This window comes from Spirosoma sp. (assembly GCF_026391055.1).
Classification (GTDB): Bacteria; Bacteroidota; Bacteroidia; order Cytophagales; family Spirosomataceae; genus Spirosoma.
The window spans coordinates 49,266-75,427 of the sequence record NZ_JAPLET010000016.1 but is presented as its reverse complement, the minus strand read 5'-3'; the positions used below and the strand labels follow the sequence as shown (position 1 = coordinate 75,427).

29 protein-coding genes and 1 pseudogene are annotated in these 26,162 nt (G+C 49.5%); 8 read left to right on the top strand and 22 right to left on the bottom strand.

What is annotated here, in order from left to right:
* Positions 1–8: 8 nt before the first annotated feature.
* Both NT073_RS08735 and gmd read left to right on the top strand, forming a co-directional pair.
* The gene (locus NT073_RS08735; protein ID WP_297371860.1) at positions 9–590 is read left to right on the top strand and encodes an SPOR domain-containing protein; all 582 of its coding nucleotides are present in this window, start codon (positions 9–11) and stop codon (positions 588–590) included.
* Between the two features lie 86 nt (positions 591–676).
* Positions 677–1,789: a GDP-mannose 4,6-dehydratase gene (gene gmd / locus NT073_RS08730; RefSeq protein ID WP_297371858.1), complete on the top strand. Its 1,113-nt coding sequence runs from the start codon at positions 677–679 to the stop codon at positions 1,787–1,789.
* 136 nt (positions 1,790–1,925) lie between these two features.
* On the opposite strand, the gene NT073_RS08725 is transcribed toward gmd, so the two are convergent.
* From NT073_RS08725 to NT073_RS08660, 14 genes are all read right to left on the bottom strand, one after another.
* Positions 1,926–3,446 carry a Do family serine endopeptidase gene (locus NT073_RS08725; protein ID WP_297371855.1) on the bottom strand — a complete coding sequence of 507 codons (1,521 nt, stop codon included), beginning with the start codon at positions 3,444–3,446 and terminating at the stop codon, positions 1,926–1,928.
* A gap of 209 nt (positions 3,447–3,655) precedes the next feature.
* A complete protein-coding gene (locus NT073_RS08720) occupies positions 3,656–4,102 on the bottom strand; it encodes an Hsp20/alpha crystallin family protein (RefSeq protein WP_297371853.1) in 447 nt (148 codons plus the stop codon).
* A gap of 225 nt (positions 4,103–4,327) precedes the next feature.
* Positions 4,328–5,089, bottom strand: coding sequence for a ribonuclease III (rnc, locus tag NT073_RS08715; protein WP_297371850.1), 762 nt, complete (start codon positions 5,087–5,089; stop codon positions 4,328–4,330).
* A gap of 3 nt (positions 5,090–5,092) precedes the next feature.
* Complete coding sequence (gene fabF, locus NT073_RS08710; RefSeq protein WP_012929622.1) at positions 5,093–6,343, bottom strand: beta-ketoacyl-ACP synthase II; 1,251 nt, start codon at positions 6,341–6,343, stop codon at positions 5,093–5,095.
* A gap of 147 nt (positions 6,344–6,490) precedes the next feature.
* Positions 6,491–6,730, bottom strand: a complete 240-nt coding sequence (locus tag NT073_RS08705; RefSeq protein ID WP_012929621.1) for an acyl carrier protein — start codon at positions 6,728–6,730, stop codon at positions 6,491–6,493.
* Positions 6,731–6,885: 155 nt separating this feature from the next.
* Positions 6,886–7,734, bottom strand: a complete 849-nt coding sequence (locus NT073_RS08700) for a TIGR01459 family HAD-type hydrolase (RefSeq protein WP_297371847.1) — start codon at positions 7,732–7,734, stop codon at positions 6,886–6,888.
* A 115-nt stretch (positions 7,735–7,849) separates the two neighbouring features.
* Positions 7,850–8,539: an SCO family protein gene (locus NT073_RS08695; RefSeq protein ID WP_297371845.1), complete on the bottom strand. Its 690-nt coding sequence runs from the start codon at positions 8,537–8,539 to the stop codon at positions 7,850–7,852.
* Positions 8,508–9,122: a membrane-binding protein gene (locus NT073_RS08690; RefSeq protein WP_297371842.1), complete on the bottom strand. Its 615-nt coding sequence runs from the start codon at positions 9,120–9,122 to the stop codon at positions 8,508–8,510. Before NT073_RS08690 ends, NT073_RS08695 begins: the two co-directional genes overlap by 32 nt.
* Positions 9,079–9,882 (bottom strand): YHYH protein, encoded by an 804-nt coding sequence (locus tag NT073_RS08685; RefSeq protein WP_297371944.1) that lies wholly within the window; start codon positions 9,880–9,882, stop codon positions 9,079–9,081. The genes NT073_RS08690 and NT073_RS08685 overlap by 44 nt, the downstream gene beginning before the upstream one ends.
* A 117-nt stretch (positions 9,883–9,999) precedes the next feature.
* Complete coding sequence (locus NT073_RS08680) at positions 10,000–10,530, bottom strand: periplasmic heavy metal sensor (protein WP_297371839.1); 531 nt, start codon at positions 10,528–10,530, stop codon at positions 10,000–10,002.
* Complete coding sequence (locus tag NT073_RS08675) at positions 10,509–10,832, bottom strand: hypothetical protein (protein ID WP_297371836.1); 324 nt, start codon at positions 10,830–10,832, stop codon at positions 10,509–10,511. The genes NT073_RS08680 and NT073_RS08675 overlap by 22 nt, the downstream gene beginning before the upstream one ends.
* A gap of 158 nt (positions 10,833–10,990) precedes the next feature.
* On the bottom strand, positions 10,991–11,581 hold the full coding sequence (locus NT073_RS08670) for an RNA polymerase sigma factor (protein WP_297371833.1): 591 nt from the start codon (positions 11,579–11,581) through the stop codon (positions 10,991–10,993).
* A gap of 23 nt (positions 11,582–11,604) precedes the next feature.
* Positions 11,605–12,645: a hypothetical protein gene (locus NT073_RS08665; protein WP_297371830.1), complete on the bottom strand. Its 1,041-nt coding sequence runs from the start codon at positions 12,643–12,645 to the stop codon at positions 11,605–11,607.
* 105 nt (positions 12,646–12,750) lie between these two features.
* Positions 12,751–14,124, bottom strand: coding sequence for a glutamine synthetase family protein (locus NT073_RS08660; RefSeq protein WP_297371827.1), 1,374 nt, complete (start codon positions 14,122–14,124; stop codon positions 12,751–12,753).
* A 211-nt stretch (positions 14,125–14,335) separates the two neighbouring features.
* On the opposite strand from NT073_RS08660, the gene NT073_RS08655 reads away from it, so the two are divergent.
* Genes NT073_RS08655 through NT073_RS08635 form a run of 5 tightly spaced genes read left to right on the top strand, consistent with a single transcriptional unit; the run spans position 14,336 to position 18,151 of the window.
* Positions 14,336–14,644 (top strand): hypothetical protein, encoded by a 309-nt coding sequence (locus NT073_RS08655; RefSeq protein ID WP_297371824.1) that lies wholly within the window; start codon positions 14,336–14,338, stop codon positions 14,642–14,644.
* 40 nt (positions 14,645–14,684) lie between these two features.
* Positions 14,685–15,434 carry a CPBP family glutamic-type intramembrane protease gene (locus NT073_RS08650; protein ID WP_297371820.1) on the top strand — a complete coding sequence of 250 codons (750 nt, stop codon included), beginning with the start codon at positions 14,685–14,687 and terminating at the stop codon, positions 15,432–15,434.
* A 16-nt stretch (positions 15,435–15,450) separates the two neighbouring features.
* On the top strand, positions 15,451–16,596 hold the full coding sequence (locus NT073_RS08645) for a histidine kinase (protein WP_297371817.1): 1,146 nt from the start codon (positions 15,451–15,453) through the stop codon (positions 16,594–16,596).
* A gap of 19 nt (positions 16,597–16,615) precedes the next feature.
* Positions 16,616–17,458 carry a type II CAAX endopeptidase family protein gene (locus NT073_RS08640; RefSeq protein WP_297371815.1) on the top strand — a complete coding sequence of 281 codons (843 nt, stop codon included), beginning with the start codon at positions 16,616–16,618 and terminating at the stop codon, positions 17,456–17,458.
* A 9-nt stretch (positions 17,459–17,467) separates the two neighbouring features.
* The gene (locus NT073_RS08635; protein ID WP_297371812.1) at positions 17,468–18,151 is read left to right on the top strand and encodes a LytTR family DNA-binding domain-containing protein; all 684 of its coding nucleotides are present in this window, start codon (positions 17,468–17,470) and stop codon (positions 18,149–18,151) included.
* 33 nt (positions 18,152–18,184) lie between these two features.
* Here the strand turns inward: NT073_RS08635 and nadB are convergent, their stop codons facing one another.
* The 4 genes and pseudogenes from nadB to nadA all read right to left on the bottom strand — a co-directional run bounded on the left by nadB (position 18,185) and on the right by nadA (position 21,387).
* Positions 18,185–19,771, bottom strand: a complete 1,587-nt coding sequence (gene nadB, locus NT073_RS08630) for an L-aspartate oxidase (protein ID WP_297371808.1) — start codon at positions 19,769–19,771, stop codon at positions 18,185–18,187.
* Positions 19,772–19,778: 7 nt separating this feature from the next.
* A pseudogene (locus tag NT073_RS33345) lies at positions 19,779–20,063 on the bottom strand (DUF5615 family PIN-like protein); the annotation flags it as partial.
* 70 nt (positions 20,064–20,133) lie between these two features.
* Complete coding sequence (locus NT073_RS08625; RefSeq protein ID WP_297371805.1) at positions 20,134–20,364, bottom strand: DUF433 domain-containing protein; 231 nt, start codon at positions 20,362–20,364, stop codon at positions 20,134–20,136.
* A 33-nt stretch (positions 20,365–20,397) separates the two neighbouring features.
* Positions 20,398–21,387: a quinolinate synthase NadA gene (gene nadA, locus NT073_RS08620; protein WP_297371802.1), complete on the bottom strand. Its 990-nt coding sequence runs from the start codon at positions 21,385–21,387 to the stop codon at positions 20,398–20,400.
* 208 nt (positions 21,388–21,595) lie between these two features.
* On the opposite strand from nadA, the gene NT073_RS08615 reads away from it, so the two are divergent.
* On the top strand, positions 21,596–22,651 hold the full coding sequence (locus NT073_RS08615; RefSeq protein ID WP_297371799.1) for a ferredoxin--NADP reductase: 1,056 nt from the start codon (positions 21,596–21,598) through the stop codon (positions 22,649–22,651).
* A gap of 23 nt (positions 22,652–22,674) precedes the next feature.
* Here the strand turns inward: NT073_RS08615 and udk are convergent, their stop codons facing one another.
* The 4 genes from udk to atpD all read right to left on the bottom strand — a co-directional run bounded on the left by udk (position 22,675) and on the right by atpD (position 26,053).
* Positions 22,675–23,292, bottom strand: a complete 618-nt coding sequence (gene udk / locus NT073_RS08610) for a uridine kinase (protein ID WP_297371797.1) — start codon at positions 23,290–23,292, stop codon at positions 22,675–22,677.
* A gap of 111 nt (positions 23,293–23,403) precedes the next feature.
* Complete coding sequence (gene atpC, locus NT073_RS08605) at positions 23,404–23,649, bottom strand: ATP synthase F1 subunit epsilon (protein ID WP_012929599.1); 246 nt, start codon at positions 23,647–23,649, stop codon at positions 23,404–23,406.
* A gap of 76 nt (positions 23,650–23,725) precedes the next feature.
* Positions 23,726–24,418, bottom strand: coding sequence for a hypothetical protein (locus NT073_RS08600; protein ID WP_297371794.1), 693 nt, complete (start codon positions 24,416–24,418; stop codon positions 23,726–23,728).
* Between the two features lie 108 nt (positions 24,419–24,526).
* Positions 24,527–26,053 carry a F0F1 ATP synthase subunit beta gene (atpD, locus tag NT073_RS08595; RefSeq protein WP_297371791.1) on the bottom strand — a complete coding sequence of 509 codons (1,527 nt, stop codon included), beginning with the start codon at positions 26,051–26,053 and terminating at the stop codon, positions 24,527–24,529.
* Positions 26,054–26,162: the final 109 nt, after the last annotated feature.

Here is a 26,162-nt window from a genome sequence, read left to right as displayed (position 1 = left end):
GACTAGTTATGAAGGGTGAAATTGGCAGTGTACTTATTTTAGGTTTGCTGATAATGACAGGCTGTGCAAGCAACCGCACCGTTACGTCGGGCCGGGCTACAGTTGATTACAATAGTTATAACGAAGACTTATCGTCGGTACGCCCTGTTTATCGGTCTATGCCGGTCGCTTCCGGTACTACAACCGCACCGACAACATCTACAACGTCGGCACCTGCTGTCCGTAAACCCGAAACCCGCAAACCTGCTGCGCCTATTGAGGCCATGCACATAAACCGGCGGCTCGATATGGTGCTCGATACCATTGCCACACAGAATCGGTCGATACGCTATGCGCCCGGCTTTCGCATTCAGGTATACGTAGGCACGCAACGCCAGGAAGTGGATGCCATTCGTCAGCTTATCACGCAGAATTTTCCGGAGCTGAATCCCTATCTGAGCTATAACCAGCCTACCTACCGACTGAAAATTGGTGACTTCATGCGTCGTATGGATGCCGAGCGCTATTATTCTTTAGTCAAACGCATGATTGAGTCTGCTCAGCTTCAGCCAGACAAAGTAGACATACGGCGGAGCTTGTCGATAAAATAAAATAAGTTACAGACTTTTAGTAACATAGGTTATCTTTGGCAGTATAATGGAAATTTAGGAATTGGCCACGCCAGTTACAGAATGCAATGAAAAAAGCGTTAATTACCGGAGTTACCGGACAAGATGGGGCTTATTTGGCCGAGCTACTGTTAGCGAAAGGGTATGAAGTGCATGGCATCAAACGCCGTAGCTCACTTTTCAACACCCAGCGGATTGATCATATGTACGAAGACCCGCATGAGAGAAACGTGCACTTTAAACTTCATTACGGTGATTTGTCCGATTCGACCAATATTATTCGAATCATTCAAGAGATACAGCCCGACGAAATTTATAACCTCGGTGCTATGTCGCACGTGCGGGTTAGCTTCGATGAGCCCGAGTACACGGCTCAAGTAGATGGTATCGGTACGCTACGTATTCTGGAGGCCGTTCGATTACTGGGCCTAACCGAAAAGACCCGTATTTATCAGGCATCTACCTCCGAACTATACGGTGGCGTTCAGGGCCATGCACAGTCGGAGACAACCCCTTTCTACCCACGTTCTCCCTATGCTGTAGCCAAACTTTACGGCTACTGGATTACGGTCAACTACCGCGAAGCGTACAATATGTATGCCTGCAACGGAATTCTGTTCAACCACGAATCACCATTACGGGGCGAAACGTTCGTAACGCGTAAAATAACCCGGGCTGTGTCACGTATTGGACTGGGCCTTCAGGATAAAGTGTACCTGGGTAACCTGGATTCCCTGCGCGACTGGGGCCATGCCAAAGATTATGTAGAAGCCATGTACTTGATCCTTCAGCAGGAAAAGCCGGAGGATTTCGTTATTGCGACGGGTGTAACAACCAGCGTTCGGGATTTTGTCCGGATGTCATTCGCTGAAATTGGAGTAGAGCTGGAGTTTACGGGCGAAGGCGTTGAAGAAGTAGGCACTGTCGTTAGTTCGACAAACCCGGATTTTGCTGTAGAGATTGGTAAGCCCGTTGTTTGTATTGACCCACGCTATTTCCGCCCAACCGAAGTTGACTTGCTGCTGGGTGATCCAACTAAGGCAATGACCAAATTGAACTGGAAACCCAAATACGACCTTCCGGCGCTGGTAAAAGATATGATGAGCGCTGATATTGACCTGTTCCGTCGTGATCAGCTCCTCGCCAAGAGTGGCCATCAGGTATTGAATTACTTTGAGTAATAGTCGGTAAGTCAAAATAGCTTTTTGAAGCGTCGGGTTCCTCAATCCGACGCTTTTTATATATCCAGCGTGTAAAAAAAAACGGTCGGGTTTTTAAACCCGACCGCACAAAAACTTACTGACTTACTAACTTCAATTACACCGGAACGGCGTAGTAGTACATCCGCGAGCTGTTGGGGTACATGCCGATCAGCATCAGGCCTTCGCCTTCTTTAACGGTCGACATGATGGCTTGCAGGTCTTTCGTCGTCTTGACGTTCTTACCGTTTGCTTTTACGATAATGAAACCTTCCTCAATATCGGTTTCGGCTAACTTACCATCGGTAATTTTTTTGACCCGAACTCCGCCGGTAACGCCAAGCTGTTTTGCTTCCTGAGCTGACAGCTCTTCAAAGCTGGCACCCAGCGTACTTAATGAGGTATTGGCTGCGGTAACATCCGATTTTTTGATCACATCCCGGCCACCATTCCGGTTACGAAGTTCGACTTTGAAGTCGCGCTCGGTACCATCCCGGTTAACGGTTACGTTAACCACATCACCCGGACGACGGCGACCGATGATTTCCCGCATCTGCGCATCTGAATCAAGCGGCTGGCCTTCCATTTTTACGATGACGTCACCTTTTTTCAGACCAGCGGCTTCAGCCGCACCTTTTTCAACAACGCTCTCGACGTAGATACCACGACCAATTTTCGCACCTTTTTCTTTAGCTACCGTGCTGTTCAGCTCAATTGGCAGAATGCCGATATAACCGCGTTGGACGTTACCATATTTGAGCAGGTCGGCAGAGACTTTCTTTACAAGTGATACCGGAACAGCAAAGCCGTAGCCGCTGTAATAGCCCGTTGCCGAAGCAATAGCCGAGTTGATACCGACTAATTCGCCACGCAGGTTAACCAGCGCACCACCTGAATTACCAGGGTTAATAGCAGCATCCGTCTGGATGAAGGCTTCAACCGGTGAATCGGGCTTCGCATCCGTTTTGCTGATGTTCTGGTCGAGGATACCGATCCGGCGACCTTTTGCGCTCACGATACCGGCCGTAACGGTCGATTCGAGATCAAGTGGGTAACCAACGGCCAATACCCATTCGCCTAATTTCAGGGCGTCAGAATCGCCCAGGGTAATAGCTGGCAGATTGTTGGCTTCTACTTTAATAACCGCCAGGTCGGTCAGGGGGTCGGTACCGATTACTTTCGCTTTAAAACTGCGTTTGTCTGTCATGATGACCTCAACCTCATCGGCATCCTGCACCACGTGGTTATTGGTTACGATATAACCGTCTTTGCTGATGATCACACCCGAGCCAGATGCCTGGCCCTGTTGACGGCGCGGCTGCCGCTGACCACCACCAAATTCATCGCCAAAGAACTCCCGGAAAATGTCGGGAACCTGTTGCTGACGTACAGTACGGGTCATGGTTGTGCGAATGTGTACAACCATTGGCGTTACGGCTTCGGCAGCCGTAGAGAAGTCACCAGGTGCAGCGCTCGGTCCACCGGGCATAGATGCCAGACGGCCCGTAATCTGCTGAATAGGCGACGCTTCGTTAAGAATTACATCCCGGTTGTTGAAGCCCAACAGGTTGTAAGCGGCCAGCGTTATTACACTCGACAGGAGTGCCATCAACGCTAATAATTTCCAGTTGCTTTTCATAGTTAATGGGAAAATCTAAGTACTCTCTTTTTGTGTTAAGGCCAGATGTTGTCTGCTGGTAGTATAACGGAAAGAAGCTTCCGAAAAATCCGGGTATTGTGCGTCCTTAACAAAATTTAACAGCAGTTTGTTAAAGAGCTTTTTGATTGACTAAAAGCCCGTGGGTGGGTGACTCACGGGCTTTTAACACTTGCGCTTAATCGACTGAATTAACCCCCTATTTCAATTTGCCGGGGTGGTTTTACTTTGGCTTCTTCGCGCTTGGGAATGTTAATCTTCAACACACCATCCGTGTAAGCGGCCTGAATGTTGTCGGCATCGACTGACGTCGGCAGTGTGAACGTCCGCTGGAAGGATGAATAACTGAACTCCCGGCGCGTATACCGCTCATTATTTTTATCCTGGTCTTCTTTCTGACTCTCCTGCGAACCTGAAATTGTTAGGTTATTGTGGTTCAGATTAAGTTTGAAATCTTCTTTCTTAAGACCCGGTGCGGCTACTTCGATCCGGAATCCATCTTGGTGTTCAAGCACGTTTACGGCTGGAACGCTTGCTACTCCGGAGCCATTTGTGTTGAACAAGTCGTTCATGTCGCGGCCGAAAAAGTTCTCGATCAACGAGGGTAAGTGGTTGTTCGTGCGCATTAACGGATTCATGACTAATCAAGATTTTAAGTTGAGAATTAGTTAATAGGTTCTGATAGGTATTTTTCAAACTTCATGCCATAGCCTGAATGACCCTGATTCCGGCAAATTTGTCATTCCGGATGTGAAAAAACAGTCTTATTTGTGCCAATGTGGCGGGCGTGTCCTATAGAAAAAGCCACTCTGGCGGAGTGGCTCATGGTTAATTTATGGCTATCGCCAGCCTGAAGTCGTGACCTATTTGGTTGTCAGCATTTCGAAAGCCTTTTCGGCTGCGGCCTGTTCGGCTTTTTTCTTGCTGTAACCGCTTCCTGTAGCAAATGGCTCATCGTCGATGACAACCTGCGAAATGAACTCGCGGAAATGGCTGTTCCCTTTTTCAGAAACAATTTCAAAGCGGATTTCTTTGCCTTCGCGTTGCGCCCACTCAATCAGACGGCTCTTGTAGTTGCCATTGTTCTGGACGACGGACTCAATATCGTAATGGGCCAGCAAATCTTTAAGGATAAATCGGCGTGAAAACCGAAACCCTTTATCCAGATACACCGCGCCAACCAGCGCTTCCAGCGCATCGCCATACATGGATGTACGAGCGGGCAGGCTGCGCGTCCGACTTCCGTCATATTCAATGAGCTGATCGAGGCCAATTTTACGGGCAATTCCGTTTAGAGTTTCCCGGTTAACAATTCGGGAACGGATCTCCGTCAGGAAGCCTTCATCTTTGTATGGATACTTCTTGAACAGAAATTCGGCGATAACCATACCCAGCACGGCATCGCCCAGATACTCCAGCCGTTCGTTCGATTCCCGAAACCCCTCAATAGCCGTCGCTTTCGACGCCGATGTATGGCGGAGCGCCAATTGATACAAGCCAAGGTTTGATGGGCGTGCGCCAATGATATGCGCAATGGACCGGCGCAGATTTTTGCGCGGATCAGCGCTGCCACGCTTGAACCAGTCGAGAGGATTGAATAAACTACGGGGCAGAGCGATTTGCACGACTCAGCTAAGTTTACGGAAGATAACGATGGCGTTGTGCCCGCCAAAGCCAAACGCATTACTCATCACAGTTGTCATGGAGCGCTCCTGTGCGGTATTGAACGTTAGGTTAAAGCGGGGGTCAATCTCGTCGTCGTCGGTGAAGTGATTAATCGTTGGCGGAACAAGCTGATGTTCCAGTGCTTTAATACAGGCAATGGCTTCAACGGCTCCGGCGGCACCCAGTAAATGCCCTGTCATCGACTTCGTTGAACTGATGTTCAACTTAAACGAATGTTCACCGAATAACTGATGAATGGCTTTTAACTCCTGAGGATCACCAATGGGTGTTGATGTACCGTGCGTGTTAATGTAGTCGATTTCAGTTGGGTCAATTCCCGCATCGGCCAGTGCATCCTGCATTCCCAGGAAAGCACCCAGACCATCGGGGTGAGGGGCGGTAATATGATAGGCATCAGACGACATCCCCCCGCCAATTAACTCAGCATATATTTTAGCACCACGAGACTGGGCATGCTCATATTCTTCCAGAATGAGTGAGCCAGCTCCTTCGCCTAGTACAAAACCATCCCGATCCTTATCATAAGGCCGCGATGCCGTCTGGGGCGAGTCGTTGCGTTCAGATAGGGCCCGGTTGGCATTAAATCCACCAATACCTGCCCGAGTAACTGCGGCTTCTGAACCACCTACCACACACATGTTCAATCTGCCCAACCGAATATAGTTGAAGGCATCAATAATGGCATTGTTTGTCGAGGCACAGGCCGAAACGGTTACGTAGTTTGTTCCCCGAAAGCCGTACCGCATAGAAATCTGGCCCGACGCACTGTCTGCAATCATGCGGACAATAAAGAATGGGTTAATGCGGGGTGTACCGTCGCCTTTGGCATAGTCGATCATCTCATCCTCGAAGGATTTAAGGCCGCCAATGCCAGACCCCCAGATAACACCCACCTTGTTTTTGTCGATTGTGTCAAGGTTTAATCCTGAATCACGCACGGCTTCGTCGGTAGCAATGAGCGCGTAATGAGTAAACGCGTCCATTTTACGGGCTTCCTGTCGGGGAATAAATTGAGTAACATCTACGCCCTTGAGTTCGCAGGCAAACTGCGTGCGAAATTTGCTGGCGTCAAACTTTGTAATGGGACCGGCCCCGCTTACACCGGCGGCTAAGCTGTTCCAGTAAGAGGCTACATCATTGCCGATCGGTGTCAACGCACCGAGGCCGGTCACTACTACGCGCTTGATTGTCATACGGGTTTACTACGAAATGAAAAAAGAAAAACAACGCCGATACCGTATTTGTTGGCGTTGGCTTCAACACCCAGTACCAATTCCAATTCAGTCAATTGGACAGGTACCGAGGTATTCGTTATGACGTTTGCTTGATCTTACTGCGACTTATTTACCGATGTTTTTCTCCAGGTATTCGATGGCCAGGCCAACGGTAGAGATTTTCTCAGCTTCGTCGTCAGGAATAGGCAGGTTGAATTCTTTTTCAAATTCCATGATCAGCTCAACTGTGTCGAGCGAATCGGCCCCTAAATCGTTGGTGAAGCTTGCCTCTGGCGTAACTTCTGATTCTTCAACGCCTAATTTTTCAACAATGATATTCTTTACTTTCTGTGCAATGTCCGACATTTTAGTAGTCTGTTCGAGTTAAAAAACTGCGCAAAGAAACGTATTTACCTTTGTATTATCAAACAATTTTTTAGCGGATGAATCGCTCGTATATAGGCTGCTGAGCGGGGTATTTGCTTCACTAAAAGCTTGTTAAATGGTAAATGGCAGCCGCTTTACCGAATGATTACCGACTTGCAGATGTAGGTAGGAATAATGCCGGTACTGCGAATTAAGACCTCGGCATCCTGTGGCTGGGTATTCCCGGTCAATACTAAGGCCGTATCCAGCCCAAATTTATTACCCCCTAAAATATCCGTTCGAAGGGTGTCGCCAACCATCAGAATATCCCGTTTGCTGATGTTATCGTCAGTCTTTAGTCTTTCGTAGGCAAACATAAACAGTTGCGCATCGGGCTTGCCAAACCGGATGAACTGTTTTCCAACGATGGTTTCAATCATTTTGGCTACGGCACCAATCGCAATGGCAATACGGGTCTTTGAAACAGGGTACGTCGTATCGGTATTCGCCACAATGACCGGAATGTTTCTCTTTCTAAGAAGGTTGACCGTTTTGGTTAAATCGGTATTCCAGTCGAACCCTTCATCATCGAGTAAAACAAGGGCATTAATATCGGCTACATCTTTCAAATCGACCTGGCTGATGGGCAGTGTTTTGAGGCCTGTCGTTTCCAGATAATGAGCTGACTTTTCGGTGCCCAGATAGGCAACGGTGCCGTTATGTACTTTCAGGTCCAGGTATTCGCGGGCGAGCATACCGGACGAGATAATGCGTTCGGGTTGTATGGCGTAAAAGCCCTGTCTGTAATAGGACTCGGCAAGCTCATGCGGCCCGCGCGACGCATCATTGGTAAGTACGTAAAACTCTTTGCCGGTTTCCTGAAGCCAGTTGAAGGTGTGCTCTATACCAGGTAATAACCCCTCTGAGTTTTTCAACACGCCGAATGCATCGAAGAAGATAACCTTATATTTTTCTGCTACGGTTTTGAAATCGGTAGTCTGCATGAGGGCACACGGAAAAATGGATCACAACGTCCGGCTCTCCCGTCAGCGAATAGTAACGAGGGGCGTTGCAGGCAATAGATTATTGGTAAAAGTACGACGCGGCCCGAATTTTTTATCAGATTTCTCCTAATAACAATTTGATGTCCGTAATTAATTGATCTATAGCCAGCGGCAGCGTCCCATTATAAACCCCTCGAATTCGACGATTCTGGTCGACGAGAATGATATGTTCTGTGTGGAGAAACTCGGTAGAGTCTTTGGTGAAACCGATGGTTTCCTCGGCAAAATATGACTGGCGGGCCAGCGTATAAAGTTTGCCCCGATCGCCGGTAAGCAGGTGCCATTTATTGGCTATAACTCCCTTCTCAGCAGCGTATTTACGAAGCCGTGGTATTGAGTCTAGCCAGGGAGTTACGCTGAAGGAAAGCAACGCTACTCGGGGCTCATGCCGGAAAGTATCCTGAACTGCCCTGAGCAGGTTGGTCATCTTCGGACATATAGTCGGGCAGGCCGTAAAGAAGAAATTGGCGACGTGAATTTTATTCGCCAGAGCTTGCTGAGTAACGAGCGTATTTGTCTGGTCGCGAAAGCTGAAGTCGCCCGTTCGATGGGTGATTTTAGCGTTTACATCAGCCGGATCGCTAAGCCATACGGGCGTAAAATCTGGTGTGTTGTAATACGGGACAGCCTCTTCAGTAGACGACGCGTGCGTATCGCCTGCTGATTCCTGTTTATGACACGCAACCAGACTTAGTGCCCAAACGACCGCGATACTAGTGTGAAACAGTAATCGAATCCCAGACATTAACACAGTTCTTAACTCCTGTAAATCCATAGTTACGGCCGTTTCGGGCTACATAATTTACTTTTGGACTTCCATCGGCGTACCACATCCTTTGTGAGCCATGTTCATGTCCTTCATGGTAATGGCCATCTTGTGCTGGCTGTCCGTTCGGATACCATTCTTTTCGACTGCCTTCATACACATCGCCTTTAAACTGATAAATAAAGGCCGGTTTGCCCGACTCGTACCAGCCGTGTTGCTCACCTTCCTGCCAGCCATTCTTATAATGGCGAATCTCCTTTAGCTGATGGTTTGAATACCATTGCCGGTGAGGTCCCTCAGCCTTGCCTAGATAATACGAACCTAAAAAAGTGGTATCGCCGGTAGGCCCGAGCTGATAATACCAGCCACTGAAGAGTGTGTCTTGCCGCCATAATTTACCCTCCCGCTTTTGCCATCCGCGCAGGTCTGCCGAAGCATATACATGCGGAATGGTGGTAGCCGGTGCGCTTTGCCTACAACTGCCTAACATGAGCAGCAGCGCGGCTATCTGGCTCAACTTATTGCGTGACAGTGCCCGCTTTACCATAATATCCGCTGCCATTGAGGTAAGGGTCTTCGGCGGTGATGTGATAGTGATAGATTCCGTTCGGATAGTCAGCCGTCGCGCCCGTGTGTCCGTGATACTTATCCAGATCGGCATTGGTGATGGTTTTGCCATTTTCTACCGGGCCGTATACCGGAAATCCATCCAGCAGAAAACCCAGCAGTGCATCTTTGCCTTTCGCTTTCGTCAGATAGGTTGGCTCAATGTGGTAATGGTACTGCCCCTGCTGCTGTGGGTGCCCGTTGTACTGATCGAAGCCGTTTATTTCGTTCGTTAACACGGCCCGCTGCGCTGCGTATTGATTAAAAAAAGCAACACCGTTCAGGGAGACCCCGATGGCTCCCAGCGGTGTTTCGGCATGGACTGCATCAACGACCGGGTTCATCGGTATTTTGAACGTCAGGTTTACCTCGGCAATCCGGTTAGGGTTAATGGCGTATTTAGTATTTGTACCGTTATAGGATTCATAGAGGGTACTTTCCCAAGCTGTTCCCTGGTAATATGGACTTTTGTGGTCGGGACGTCCCTTGGTCTTGATAACAATGTTGGTTCCTTCTACGTAAATCTCGGTAGCTCCGTAAATCTTTTTGTACACGTCCGGAACGCCCGTACCGATACTGGTAGCCGTTGAGCTTGTTGTTCCGGTTGTAGTGGTGATTGAAGGAGAAACAGAATCATTACTTTTCTGACAGGCTATAAATGCTGCGAATGAAAAAAGCAGAAGCAGAATACTCGATTTAGATGCGGCTGACAGCATGTTCATAAGCTATGTTGGTTGACGGTTTAATGGGTGGTTTGTTGTACCAAACAGCATCTTGCTGCTTAGTACAACCTCGTCACTCAATACCGTTAGACGCTGTCCGCTTCGTAATTCCTACGGGCGAGGTGCCAAATCTTCGGGCGCTCCCGGCGGTGGGCCACCCATACCGGGGCGACCCTGTCCGAGTGGGCGTTGCTGACGGCCAAAGAGTCTGGCTAAATCACTGACCAACCGATTGAAATCTTCCTGCTGGTCGGGGCGGCATAGGGATTTAATTTGCGTAAAGTGATCGAAGTTCAGTTGAGCTATCGACCGTTGGTTGTCTGCAATTTGTTGGCTCAGAGAATTTGCCCGTCTGGCATCGTAGGTAGGAGTTTCCAGCAAACCGTAGTAGGTGCGGTATAATTGCGCCGTCTTTTGGTTCAATGTGTGAGTGTGTTCCTGATGCTCCTTAACCAGTTGGCGGTAGCGCACCTGCTGGCTGGCGTCCAAATGAAGCCGCTCGATAATTACGGCTGCGGGACCTTCTGCACCGGGTCTGCCAGGAGGTCCCTGCTCAGGCTTAAAGAAAAGAAACCCGACGGTCAGCAGGTTGAGAAGAAGCAGGCCGACGACGGCAAAGGTTAGTAGTTTAGTTCGCTCCATACGTCGTAGAATTGAGTCGTTGCCGGGTAAAGCTGCATATCGGTTACCACCGTATTCAATGCGCTGGCCGTTGCGTTTGTCGATGCCGACTGTTGCGTCGATAGATGTACATTTAGTAAGGTCAACAAAGCAAAAGAGGCCGCAGCCAGCCACACGGTTCGGGTTGGTACGTATACAGTTTGTGGTGCTGAAAGCAGCCGATCACGGATTTTAGCAAACAAAAATGGATTTGGTTCAGTCCGTTGGAGGTTATCTAAGCTGTCCAGTATATCATTTATCCATTTCTCTTGTTTGGGTTCCATAGTGCGTTAGACGATAAGAGTAAGCGATTCCTACGGCATGAAGGTGAATTGTAATTAACTGTACCCACGGGTTTCAATCCGTGTTTATTCATCTACTAAAAATACGAGTTGAGTTTATACGTATGCTGAAAAACATGGGTTGAAACCCGTGGGTACGGTTAACCATTTAGCGTTTTGTAGAAACCTGCCAGTTGCTTTTTTAGGTTCTCTGTGGCTCGTTGTAATAACGACTCAACAGCACCAACGCTGATTTGCATGATAGCCGCCGTTTCAACATTGGTTAGTCCTTCTACTTTAGTGAGGATATAGGCTGTTTTCTGTTTCTCTGAAAGCGTGTCGATGGCCTTAAACAAGATAACAGCCTGTTCCTTGTTTTCCAGTGTGATACCAGGGTGCGAAAAATCGGTGGGCTGGTAGAGCGTTTCGCCCGTATGCGAATCAAACAGGCTCGTCAGGAAGGCAAAGCGTTTCTGGCGCTTCTGATGTTTGAGGAAATCGAGCGATTTATTGACCGCAATGCGGTAGAGCCAGGTTGCCAGGCTGGCGTCGCCGTTGAAGCTCCCGACCGACCGAAATAACTCTACGTATACATCCTGGGTGATTTCTTCGGCATCCTCGCGGTTTCGGACATAACCAAGCGCCAGGTTGAAAACCCGGGTTTTGGTTCGTTCATACAACTGCCGGAAAGCCTCCTGATCTCCCTGCCGAATAGCTTCAAGCAGTACAGCCAGATCGTTTATGTCGGTCACGTTTACGCAGACCGCCAGGGCGGTTAAATACCCAACGCCTTCAGAATTTTGTCCGCATCGAAAGAGTCAATTGATGGGAAATAAATGTCGTAGGCCTCCTGCTGGAGCTTAATGGCGTAGGTACGGTGGAAAAAATAACGACCGTATTTTATGACATAGTTGAGTATGAAAAACCGATAAGCCTCGGGTAAAAACCGAATTTCGTTTTCGGTAAGGGGGAAAATGCGATGATATTCTTTTAAAAACAGTAAAAAACGGTCTTCCATCAAGGGACCGATCACGTAACTAAAAACCGTTCGATCACCTGCATTCGAAACAACACGGCTGAAAAAATAGAAATCCATGACCCGGTAACTAATCCGGAACCAATCATAATCCCAACGGGAATAAAGCTCCAGATCATTGGTAACCGAGAAATTGCCGATGTTCCAATCCACAAATACGGGCATTGTTTCGACCGTTCCGGCAACCAGTTTCTGGCGATTTGCAAGGAATAGTTCGCACTGGTTTTTCAATTCATCGATGTGCATCCGGTGTTCAAACTGGCCAGTTTCGGTTTCCAGCAGATCGAGCAAATCCCACACATCAGACCGCAGGGTTTTACTCGATTTAGGCAGCACCGGGCTAACCCGTGAACAGGCTTTATGAAACCGGGCTACTTCACGACCGAGGAGTTGAATGTGGTGGTCTTCCAGCCGACGGGGTAACTTCAACTGAATGCGAATTGGATTATAGAACACGACCCAGGCATCAATAAACCCATCCCGATGCCGGTACGTATATACATGGCCGTCGCGGACCAGCGATTTGGCTAGTACGTTCTCAAACGGATAAAGCAGATTATTCGCCAGCGCATGAATAATATGATGATCTTCCAGAAACTGCTCGTATTTACCGAAATAGGACAGTTTGGCGATAATGTGGTCGCCATCCTCAAACGTAACTCTGAAGACGTGATTGGTCGAAACTTTGGCACTGATATCTTCTATAGTATCAATCTGGACAGACCCATCAAAATCTGCCCAGGCTTTTTTTATAATCGATGAATAATCAACAAGGCGCATTTTACATTGGTAAAGGGGTGTAGCAGGGAAATAGATGGAGTAAGTCAACTAATTTGCAGACCTTACTGCACCCCTTTACCAATAGTACTTACTACACCAACATCACTAAATAATTTCAAAATATCGTTTCAATTCCCAATCGCTGACCTGGCGGATGTACTGCCGCCATTCCCAGTCGCGGGTGCGGGTAAAATGGTCAACAAACTCAGCGCCAAACAGTTCAGTCGCCACTGGCGAATGGGCCATGGCGTGCGTCGCTTCAGCTAAATTTGAGGGTAGGATGCCGTTTCGTTTATCTGTGTACCCATTGCCAACCGAGGCCGGTATATCCAGCGACAGTTTATGCCGGATACCGTACAAACCCGACGCCAGCGAGGCAGCTATGGCCAGATAAGGATTCGTATCGGCCCCAGATACCCGATGCTCCACCCGAGTATATGCTTCTTTGTGGTTTAATACCCGAAGCGCCGTAGTGCGGTTATCTACCGACCAGGTAACGGTGGTGGGTGCCCAGGCCCCTTCAACGAGCCGTTTATAGCTGTTGATAGTCGGAGCAAACATGGGTGTAATGTGCGGCAGGCAATACAACTGCCCGGCTATGAACTGGCGCATTAGTTCACTCATGTTGTCGGGCTGAGTGGCATCATAGAACAGGTTCGTTGTCTGTTCGGGATTCCATAAACTTTGGTGAATATGCCCGCTGCAACCCGGCAGGTCGGCGTTCCACTTGGCCATAAACGTAGCCACGATGCCATGCCGATACGCGATTTCCTTCACGGCGGTTTTGAACAGAGCCGCTTTATCGGCCGCCCGAACGACTTCATCGTGCATGATGGCGGCCTCGTACACGCCCGGTCCGGTTTCGGTATGCAGCCCTTCCAGCGGAATATCAAACTGACCCAGCATATCGAAAAGGTCGTGGTAAAACGCACTTTCGAGGGAAGGGCGCAGGATGGAGTAACCAAACATGCCCGGCGTTAGCGGCTCCAGATTTTGAAAGCTCTTGTCCTGCAAGCTCTTTGGCGTTTCGCGGAAGTTGAACCACTCAAACTCCTGGGCATATTCGGCATGGAAGCCCATGTCGGTGCACTGACTGGCAATGCGTTTGAGCAAACTGCGCGGACAGGCCGCCAGCGCGTAATGCGTAGGTTGTTTGTCTGGAGCAGGGGTAAAGTCGGCCAGGAAAAACGGGATGTTGTCTTCCCAGGGCAGTTGCCGAAAGGTGGCCAGATCCAGCCGAACGGGCGCGTCGGGGTAACCGGACTGCCAGCCCGTTGTTTGGCCATTGTCGTAGGGCGTGTCTGACACGTCCCAACCCCACACGACATCGCAAAAACCGAATCCATCGGACAGGCCATCCAAGAATTTCTGGCGGTGAATGATCTTGCCACGCAGCACTCCGTCAATATCGGTAAAGCCGTATTTGATTTTCGGGCTGTCGCTTTGTTGTATGAAGTCGATAATGTCTTGCTGATTCATGGATTGCCAAATGTCGGTAAAGGCGAGTCAGGTTGGTCAAAGGTACTGACATCATCCCAAACTTCGCCCATTTCCTCCCAAAGTACGGGGGCTTCATCACACTGATTTTAGGGGGCGGAATCCATGTGCTTGTTTTGATCCATCGAAACGGCGCAACTGATGCCGAACACACAAGTAAACCTCAACACAAGCTATTTACAGACCTTATCTTATGAAAACGACTACCAACGCCTTCGCCCTCCTGTTTGCCGCTATCTCGTTCACCGCCTGCACACACGAGTCCATCGAGCCCGTACGGCCAACAACTCCTGTTCAGCCCGTTTTTCAGATGGATAGTATTCAAGAGGTTCATATCCTGCCTGAGAAAACGGAGCAGGCTGAATCTCCTTTCTACTATGGTCTCGAAAACGTAGGTCAAAAAAATGGCCCTATCCCTTCCGAACAACCCCACGTAATTATGCCATCGCCCCGCCAGGCGGTGATGCCGGTCGTCAAATCGGATACCCTCGCGCAATACTAATCCTTCCCATTTCTTAATCCCTTACTCTTGCAGTCATCTCATGGAAACGTTACAAGCATCTTTCATTGATTTTCAGCATTACCTTCGTCGGCCACAATACCGCCAGCCCCTGTCCGACCGGCCCGGCCAAAAAACGGCGCTGACACTCCAACGGTTTCTTACTGCATATCCCCTGTTATTGGGGGTACTGCTCATCGCGGCAGGGAATGTTATCGTAGCCCGGCTCATAACGGGAGAGCCTATTTTCAGGCCACTTCTGGTACGCTACAGTTCATCTGTTGGTCTGCTCCTATTGGCGTCAGTACTAGCCGTCATGATTGAGGAGGCTATTTTTCGATCTATCCTCCGGGTCTCGCCTAAGCGAATACGAAATTTAGGAGCCCTTTTGCTCTGTATTTTACTAGGCTATTTCTACCGCCCCCTAAAAGAAGAAGCCGGAACGTTTGCCGGGTTTGGGCTAGTAATCGCTTGGGCAACTATTAGCTTTGGATTGGGTCAATACCTGAAACGGCCGCTCGTTTTCGCCCGTATCGAACGGTTCTGGAAAGCCAACTTCCGATGGATTTTGTACGGAACAGGTTTAGTTTATGGCTTCATGAAAATCATAGACGATGTATACACCCTGCACCATTGGCAAGCGCTGTTGTTGCCTCTTTTCCTGATGACGTGGCTGCTCAATGGCTTTTACTTCGGCTATGTCCGAATGAAGTACGGTTACTGGTACGCCGTCATCATACATTCGCTGGTATTACTGGCCGCCATGACACCGGAAGCAATTTGTTTACTCTAAATTTGATTAAACATAAATGGAACTTACGCTAAAGGAAGTGACGCAACAACCGAACAACCCCATCCGCCAACAGTGGCTCACCCCCCAGCGTATACTTCTCTGGGAGAAATGGGGAATATGGATTGTTATCGCCGTAGGCATTGTAATACTCTTGTATACTGATTTTGGGGATTTTGTCCGCGGATTCAAGGATGGCTTTAAGGATACTGGTCGGAAAGATACAACTGCCTTGATTGGAGCGATTATTGGCGGGCTATTTGGGCTTTTGGTGATTGTTGGGTTACTGTCGGGTATTGCTTATGTCTACTATGTGCTATTCCACCGGCATGTGTTCAAAAAAAATCAGATAGCCTACACCATTCTGTACATTGTCTGTTTGCTGCTGTTCTGGAATCTTATAAGCGATGGTCTGACGAGACTGTTTGCGAATTTTGACCTGGCCCGGAAGCGGGAGGCAAAAGCCTATAACGAGATGTTTGCTTCGACTCTGACCTCGCTGCTGCTTATTTACATGGTTGTTTACGGGTTTATTGTCGACTTCCGGAAAAGCCGGAAGCTGCAAGTTGCCCTTATTCAGCAGCGCACTCAGGCCGAACTCGACGCGTTGAAAGCCCAGGTCAATCCGCACTTTCTGTTCAACTCGCTCAACAACATCTACGGCACGGCCATTTTGGAAGATAGCCCCCGAACGGCCGAGAGCATTCAGCAGCTATCGGGTATTGTGCGCTATGTGATGGAAGAGTCGCGGCTGCAAACGACCGATATTCAGCGGGAACTCCGTTTTCTTGATGATTTCGTCGAGTTGCAGCGGCTCCGTCTCCCGAATCTGGACAATATCGACATTCAGGTAACCATCGACTGGGACGAGAAGCCCGCCCGAATTGTGCCCCTGCTATTAAATCCGCTCATCGAAAATGCGTTCAAATATGGCATCAGTATGCAGTATCCCTGCTTTGTCCACATTCGATTGCGCGTACAGGAGGGAACGCTTCACCTCACCACCGAAAACAGCGTTCTGGCCCGTACAGATCTGGAAAAAGGAACCGGGCTGGGGATGGCTAATGTTCGTCAGCGGCTTAGGCTGGCCTATCCGGATCGGCACACGCTAACGGTTAATGAGAATAGCGATACTTTTTTGATAGATTTGACTATAAAGCTTTAAACTGTAACTATACCTGATCATGACGACCGTTGCCTCCGATTTAGCTGAAGAACATATTCAGCCAGTTAACCCCACTGAAAACGCCTATCCAACGCTCACGCAAATTTGGATGTTGGTGGGTGTATTTATTCTGGCGCAGATACCCGCTGCCATACCAATGATTGGCCTTAAGGCCGTTGCCGATAACTACGGGCTGCCCTTTCTGGATACCATAGGGCAAACATTGGCTTATACCCTTGGCATGATGCTCACTATCTGGTATGCGTTCCGCAAGCGGGGTAGCCGTGCGTTGTCATTTGCGTCGGTTCCCGTTTCGGCGTATCTGGTATCGGCGGTCGGGTTAATTGCGATGGGCGTGCTGGCCGAGCCTATTGTGAGCGCCATTCCCATGCCTGATGCCGTGCAAGAGATGATAAAAAAAATGTTCAACAAAAACATGGTTGTATCGGCAGTAATTGCCGCGCCAATCTTGGAGGAGATTTTGTTCCGGGGTATTATCCTGGATGGTTTGCTGAAAAACTACCGCCCTACCAAAGCTATTATCTGGTCGGGAGTGATTTTTGGCCTTATTCACCTCATTCCAGCTCAGGCGCTAAACGCGGCTTTCATTGGTATTGCGCTCGGCTGGTTGTATTATCGTACTCGTTCGCTTACACTCTGTATGTTTTTGCATTTTGTGAACAATGGCCTCAGCTCGCTCACGTTGCTGACTGACGAAGCGCTGGACATGAGCCAGAATCAGACCCGCGAGTGGATGGGCAGCGATTTAATGTATGGCACTTTGCTGATTGGTTGTTTGCTGACGTGCCTGGTTAGCTACAGATACCTGAACCGGATTCTACCAACTGTACAGATTAATTAGTCTTAACCCATGCCGCCTACCCTCCGTTGCATAGCCATTGACGACGAACCGATTGCGCTCGATATTATCAAAGCGCACGCTTGTAAAGTGCCGTTTCTGGACCTGAAACGAACGTTCGTGAACGCCTTCGAAGCCCTTACTTTCCTGAAAACAGAAACTGTTGACCTGATTTTTCTGGACATCAACATGCCCGATCTGACGGGGCTGGACTTTGCTCAGGTAGTTGGTAACAAATCGTTGGTGGTGTTTACGACGGCTTACCCCGAGTATGCCTTGCAGGGTTTTGAACTGAGTGCGCTGGATTACCTGCTGAAGCCCATCGCGTTCGGGCGGTTTATGCAGGCGGCCAACAAAGCCTACGAACGCCTGTCGGGCGATTCAAAAAAGTCGCCCTTCGTTTTCGTAAAAGACGGCTATGACTGGGTACGGATCAACCTGGAGGAGTTACAGTATGTGGAATCGGAAGGTAATTATCTGACGTTTCAGGAAACGGGTAAAAAAGCCCTCACCCGCATGACCATCACAGAAGCCATCGATCTGCTTCCCGCCGATCAGTTTATGCGCGTTCACAAGTCCTACATCATGGCCCTCGACCGCATTGAGAAAATAGAGCGGCACCAGCTCACCATCGGCAAAGCGCAGATTCCGCTGGCTGGCTCATACCGCGATGAGCTGCTGGAACGGGTAAAATAAACGTCTGAGCCAAGCGCTGGCTTGGCCCAGACATTACTTTTCATTGTCTAGATTAAAATGTAATCCCCGATTCTCACGCCGGGCCATCGCCATTTTAATGACCAGATAGGCCACTTCGATCATGTTCCGAAGTTCGCAGATGGGCACCGATACTTTCGATTGGCGGTACAGTTCTTCGTGTTCCAGGTACAGTAGTTCAAGTCGGTCCATCGCCCGTTTCAGACGTCGGTTCGAGCGGACAATACCTACGTAGTTCGACATGATCGACTCCAGTTCTTTCTTCATCTCGGTCACCAATACCAGTTCTTCGGGGTGGGTAGTTCCGGCATCGTTCCAGTCGGGGATATTATCGGGAATAGCAGCCTGGCCGAGTAACTCGACCGTTTTTTCGAACGCCCGATGGCCAAAGACAACAGCTTCCAGCAGCGAGTTGGAAGCCAGACGATTGGCACCGTGCAACCCGGTGCAGGAGCATTCACCCACAGCGTACAGGAACTGAATGTTCGTTTGGCCCCATTCATTGACCCGGATGCCTCCGCAGAGGTAATGCTGTGCTGGAACAACCGGGATATAATCTTTCCGCAGATCGAGTCCCAGATGTTCGCGGCAATAGGCCGTTATGTTCGGGAAATGCTCGATAAACTTCTCATAATCGCAGTGGGTCACGTCGAGGTACACATGCGGGTCACCGGCTTTTTTCATTTCGGAGTCGATGGCGCGGGCCACAATATCGCGCGGGGCGAGGGATAGGCGCGGGTCGTAGTTCTCCATGAACGTTTCGCCTTTTCGGGTGCGGAGTATGCCGCCAAAGCCCCGCACAGCTTCCGAAATGAGGAAGTTGGGTTTTTTGCCCGGTTCATACAGTGCCGTGGGGTGGAACTGGATAAACTCCATATCCTTGCCAATACCCTTGGCGCGGTAGGCCATCGCAATACCATCGCCGGTGGCAATATTGGGATTGGTCGTATTCTGGTAAATGTTGCCGATGCCGCCGGTAGCCAGAAGCGTTGTTTTCGCCAGAAACACCTCGACCTGACCCGTCTGGGTGTTCAGGACGTAAGCCCCAAAGCATTTATTGTCTGTGTCGTACCGATGAACGGTTTCGCCAAGCTGGTGGCGCGTGATGAGTTCAACGGCGTAGAAATGCGTAAAAATCTCAATCGACTTCAGCGAGTTCGCTTTTTCGAGCAAGGCCCGCTCGATTTCGGCCCCGGTAATGTCTTTAAAGTGCAGAATCCGGTAGTCGGAGTGGCCGCCTTCTTTGGCGAGGTCATAATCCGTACCGCCATGCTCCTTGTCGAAGCGGGTGCCGTAGCTTATCAGTTCCTGAATGCGCCCCGGCCCTTCGTTGACGACGATCTCGACAATGTGGCGGTCGCTCAGGAAATCGCCTGCCACCATGGTATCTTCAATGTGCTTCTCGAACGAGTCATCCTCCGACCACACAGCCGCAATACCGCCCTGGGCGTATTTGGTGTTGGTTTCGTCGGCCTGCACTTTGGTAATGACGCCAATGCGCACATCCTGTTGCAGGTTGTCGAAGTGCATGGCCAGCTTGGTGGCGTAACTTAGGCCCGCAATCCCGGAGCCAATAACTAAGAAATCGAATTGATGGGGCATTGATTTTTTATTTGGCAGGTCTTATGCGGAGTTGTTCGTTGCTTAATACAGAGAAGCTATTCATTAGCTCATCCCCCTGTTTCATAATTACCTCCATAACCCGTTTTGACTTTTCTGCACTATTCATTTTTAAAAGTCTGACCAACAAAATTCCACAATGATTCATGCGGAGACGGTGGACCAGTTCACCAAAATCTTTATCCTCTGTGAGCAGAATAGCATTTCTGTCTACAGCAATTTGTAATACTTGTGTATCAGGTATACTGGAAAATGATTCGGCTATTGCAATGACAGAGAACCCGTTTTCTCATAGTTGTTTGACAACAGCAAAATCGAAATTTTCGTCGGCTACAAACGAACGCTCATCCTGCATGGGCGTAGACAACCTCGTTTTTTATCGTCTCCGAAGCGAACAGCAGACAGGCATAAAGTCCTTCTTCTGTAACATGTGGGTATGATGCTACTAACTGAGGTATTGTTTCACCGTTACCAAGTTTCTCCAAAACCAAATCCACTGGAATACGTGTACCCTTGATAACAGGCTTGCCGAACATAATGGCTGGGTCTGAAGCAATATAATCTCGCCAGTTCATAATTCTCTTGGTGTTTAAGGGTTTGTCAGATAACTAGTTACTCAACTCCAGCATCCGTGCCACCGACTCGTACGCTTTCAGTCGCACATCTTCCGGTACAATAATTTCCGGCTGTTCGTAGAGCATGGCGTTATAGACCTTCTCCATGGTGTTCATCTTCATGTACGGGCACTCCGAACAGGCGCAGGTGTTGTTCTGGCTGGCCGGGGCCGGAATGATCTTCTTATGCGGTGCGGCCTCCCGCATCTTGTGCAGAATCCCCGCTTCGGTACCCACAATAAACGTTTGCTCCGGGCTGTCGACTACGTATTTCAGCAGCGCCGTTGTTGAGCCTATATAATCGGCTTCACTCAGTATATGCTCCTGACATTCGGGGTGGGCAATGAACTTGGCTTCGGGGTAGTCAGCCCGAAGTTTATGCAGCTTCTCCAGCGAAATGTCGATGTGAACGATGCAGGCGCCATCCCATAGCACCATGTCGCGCCCGGTTTTCTTCGAGACGAAACGGCCGAGGTTGGCATCCGGTGCAAAGATGATCTTTTGATCTTTCGGCAAGCTCTCGACAATCTTCAGTGCGTTGGACGAGGTAACTATAATATCGGACAAGGCCTTAATTTCGGCCGAGCAGTTGATGTACGAGAGTACGATGTGGTCGGGGTATTGGGCTTTAAAAGCCGCAAATTTATCCGCAGGAGCCGAATCGGCGAGGGAGCAACCCGCGTTAAGGTCAGGGATAACGACTTTTTTCTCGGGTGATAAAACCTTGGCCGTTTCACCCATGAAATGGACGCCACAGAAGACGATCATATCAGCGGGGGTAGCGGCTGCCTGTTGGGAGAGGCCGAGGCTGTCGCCAATGTAGTCGGCAATATCCTGAATGGCTCCGTCTACATAATAGTGGGCCAGGATAACGGCATTTTTCTCTTTCTTGAGCCGGTTAATTTCGGCCACTAAATCTATGTCTTCCGCAACGGGTTTGTTGACGTACCCAACGCGCTGAACTTCTTCCAGGAGTGCTTCCATTAGTAAGATTAAAAGCGATTTTATAGTAAACACTGAATCAGGGTAAAATGTCACGCTTCAGTAACAACACCCTTATACGACGGTGACTCTTAACGATTGCTGTACCATAAACAGATGATGTCAGCAACGGGGCGAATTTCAGTAAATCAACCGGGCTTTCAAACATCCGCCCTCATTTGATTAGTTTTGGTATAAAGCAGACCTGTTCATGACCGACGATTTTCTTACGCTGCGGATCACGCGTATTCATTCAGAAGCATCAGACACCAAAAGCTACTTTCTGGAATCGGTCGATGGGCGGTCCGTTCCGCACCGGGCCGGACAGTTTCTGACATTAATTCTTATTCACAATGGGCATGAAGTCCGGCGGTCGTATTCACTTAGTTCGGCGGCCGATGAGCCACTTCGCCTGACCATCAAACGGGTAGAAAACGGCGAAATATCCCGGTATCTGCTTAATACGCTACAGGTTGGCGATGAACTGAAAAGTCTGCACCCCGCCGGGCGATTTACAGTTGATCAACAGACCGTGGGCGATTTAGTGCTTCTGGGTGCAGGGAGTGGTATAACGCCGTTGTTCGCCATTATAAAGGAGGTTTTGTGGACGGAACCGAGCCGCTGGGTCACCCTGCTATACAGTAGTCCCCGTGAGTCGAATATTATTTTTCGAACCGAGTTGGACGAGTTACAGACGCAATACCCCAATCGATTCCGGTTGATTTATTTGCTCAGCAACCCGTCTGACGACTGGAATGGCCTTCGCGGGCGGCTCAACAACGTCATGCTCGAACGATTGCTGCCCGACCTGGTCGGTACATCGGACCCACAGACGCTCCGGTTCTACATTTGTGGGCCGGGCGATTATATGCGGACGGTGCAGTTCACTATTATCTTTAGCGGGTTTCGATCCGACCAGATTCGGCGGGAAGATTTCGTCATTAAACCAGTTGTGTTGACGCCCCCGCCTGCTCTGGCGCAGGACCGAACGGTTTTGCTGCGTATCCGGCAACGAGAGGGAGAGCTTCGTGAAGTTGAGATCCAGGTTCCGGCCTATAAATCTGTTTTACAGGCAGCTCTTGATGAGGGAATTAAGTTGCCCTACAGTTGCCGGGGCGGACGCTGCTCCACCTGTGTAGCCCGTTGTACGTCGGGCAGCATCCACATGACTATCAATGATGTGTTGACCGAGCGCGACTTGAGCGAAGGCTGGGTGCTCACCTGCACCGGCTACCCGGAAAGTGATGGGGTGGTAATAGAAGTGTAGCGCGGGTAGAAACCCGCGCTACGTTATACTTTCGTTTTCAAAAATTCGATAACTACATTCAGTCCTTTCTGGTAATGGTTGTTATTGGGAATGACAATGTCGGCTTCGGCGCGGTAAGGCTTGATAAACTGCCGGTAGGTGGGTTTTACGTGGTATTTCCAGCGGTACATCACATCATCGAGGTCGTAGCCGCGCTCTTCGGCGTCGCGTTTAACCCGGCGTTCGAGTTTGATGCTGTTCTTGGCGTCGATGAATATTTTTAGATCCATCTGGTCGGCTAGTTCACGGAAGTGGAATACGAATATACCCTCGACCACGATGATGGGGGCCGGATGGAACGTCAACATTTTTGGGACGATGTTCGGGTTGTTGAACGTGTATTCCTTTTGTATGACGGTTTCACCATTACGCAGCTGACCGATGTGCTCGGCGTAGAGATGATGGTTGATCGTTTCGGGCAGATCGAAATTATGTATTCCCTGATCGTCGACCGGAATCATGTCGCGGCTCAGGTAGTAATTATCCTGTGAAATCAGGCAGATCTGGTCCTCTGTGAACGCACTGAGAACCCCTTTTAAAAAAGACGTTTTTCCCGAAGCACTGCCGCCGGTGATACCAACGATAAACGGTTTTTTGGTCATGGTTGTACCTGGAGTCGGTAACAAAGTAACTGGTAAATGATGAAGTGGCAATAAAAAAAGCGGTCCACCTGGTGTAAGTGAATCGCTTTTATGTCAAAAAGAGTAAATCCTCTAGGCAACTATGGCTTCGGCAAGTACAAGTACTCTATTCTGAAGTACTTCGACTACACCACCATCGACGGTAAAAGTTTGCTGACCTGAGGCCGTCTGCACAACAACCTGACCTTTGTCCAGCGTGCTCACCAGCGGAGCATGGTTATTCAGAACCTGAAATTGACCTTCGCTGCCCGGAAATGTAACAGCCGTAGCCTCGCCGGAGAAGACTTTACGATCGGGAGTAATGATATCTAGTGTCATGATAATGTACAATGAATAATGGCTAATGTATAATGAATCGATTGGTAGTATTATTCATTGTACATTATTCATTTTTTTATAAGGCTCCTTTTACAAAATTAAGTACGCTGCCGATCTGACTTTTGGCCGCGGGTTCGGCGGCTTTGGCTATCAGGCCACCCTGATTCAGCTTGCCAATGGTGGCCATAGCGGTTGATATCAGCGACTGACCGGTAGTAGCACTGCTACCACCCAACACCGACAAGGCACCCCCAATGTTTGATAAACCGCCGGTTAGCTGACTGCCTTTACCGATCAGAGATCCTGCTGTCAGAATGCCTTCAAGCTGATTGCCGCCAGAAGCCAGTTTAGCCAGACTAACGGCTTTAACTAACACACCACTTCCTAACGCACCGGTTGGAATGAGCGGGAGTAAAGCTTTTAATTTGCCAGCCTGAGCCATCAGCTTGTCTTTAAACGAAGTTGGTTGCTGCTGCGCTTCTGCTTCCAGTGCCGAAATCCCGGTCTGGAGTTCCTGCGTAGTAGTTGCTTTATCGCCCTTCCCAAGGGCAGCTACAGCATTGTCTAAATGAGCCGTGGCTGCATTGGCATTTTCCTGAACCATCGTTGCCGACGAACCAGGCGTAACGGCCGAATCCTTAATCGCTCCACCAACTGTTGGTGACGTTACGGGGGCAGTTGGCACCGTAATCTGGGCCGGGGCAATCGTTGCTGCTGTGAGACCAACGGACAAAAGGGTTAATCCCACCCTCAATCGAATCGTTTTCATAAAACAAGTGTGTTTGAATTATTTCACTAATTTGACTGGAGGAAGGATTGTACTCCGTGTACATTTACAGTAAGTTCCTTTAATGCAAACGTACACGGAGACAGGCAATTACTGGCCAGACTCTTTCAGCAGGCGCTCACCTTTAGCAACGGCATCTTCGATGGTGCCAACCAGGTTGAAAGCAGCTTCGGGCAGGTGGTCATACTTACCGTCGATGATTTCGTTGAAACCTTTGATGGTATCTTCGATCGGAACGAGTACCCCTTTCAGGCCGGTGAACTGCTCAGCTACGAAGAACGGCTGCGACAGGAAGCGTTGTACACGACGGGCACGGCTTACGATCAGTTTATCTTCTTCTGATAATTCTTCCAGACCCAGAATAGCGATGATATCCTGCAATTCTTTGTAGCGTTGCAGAATCTCTTTCACGCGCTGAGCCGTGTTGTAATGTTCGTCGCCAAGAATCTCGGCCGACAGAATCCGCGACGTAGAGTCGAGCGGGTCAACGGCAGGGTAGATACCTAACTCAGAGATTTTACGGCTCAATACGGTCGTAGCATCCAAGTGAGCAAAGGTTGTAGCCGGAGCCGGGTCGGTCAAGTCATCGGCAGGTACGTAAACGGCCTGTACCGAGGTGATTGAACCCCGTTTAGTCGACGTAATCCGCTCCTGCATGACACCCATTTCGGTAGCCAGCGTAGGCTGGTAACCCACGGCCGATGGCATACGACCCAGCAGAGCCGATACCTCCGAACCCGCCTGGGTGAACCGGAAAATGTTGTCAACGAAGAACAAGATGTCACGGCCTTCGCCTTCACCATCGCCATCGCGGAAGTGCTCGGCAATGGTCAGACCCGACAGGGCTACGCGGGCACGTGCTCCCGGTGGCTCGTTCATCTGGCCGAAAACGAAGGTAGCCTGGCTATTTGTCATTTCCTGAAGATCGACTTTCGTCAGATCCCAGCCACCTTCTTCCATTGAATGTTTAAAGGCATCGCCGTAGCGGATGATGCCGGCTTCGATCATTTCACGCAGCAGGTCATTTCCTTCACGGGTACGCTCACCAACACCTGCAAATACGGAGAGACCAGCGTACGCTTTAGCGATGTTGTTGATCAATTCCTGAATCAATACAGTTTTACCAACACCGGCACCACCGAAGAGACCAATTTTACCACCTTTGGCGTAAGGCTCCAGCAGGTCGATCACTTTAATACCGGTAAACAGTACTTCGGTCGATGTCGCCAGGTCTTCGAACTTAGGCGCCGAGCGGTGGATGGGCAGGCCAACACCGGTTGTGGTTGGTTGTGGAATACCGTCAATGGCTTCGCCAACAACGTTAAAAAGCCGACCCCGGATGCCTTCGCCCGTAGGCATCGTAATCTGATGGCCCAGGTCAATAACATCTATACCGCGGTATAGACCATCTGTTGAGTCCATCGCGATAGTCCGGACACGGTCTTCGCCTAGGTGTTGCTGAACTTCCAGAATGACCTGTTGTCCGTTGGCTTTAGTTACTTTGAGGGCGTCCAGGATGGCGGGAATTCGCGAGCCTTCGCCCTCGAAACTCACGTCCACGACCGGCCCGATTATTTGCGTAATCTTACCCGTATTGACTGCCGTTGCCGTAATCATTTGTATAGGATATACTGTTAATTAAAAGTTGCCCATTGTTTGGGACTGCAAAAGTAGGAGAAAAACCGCGTAAGGTCAAGGAAGAGTCCAGTCATTTTCTAGTTGATTA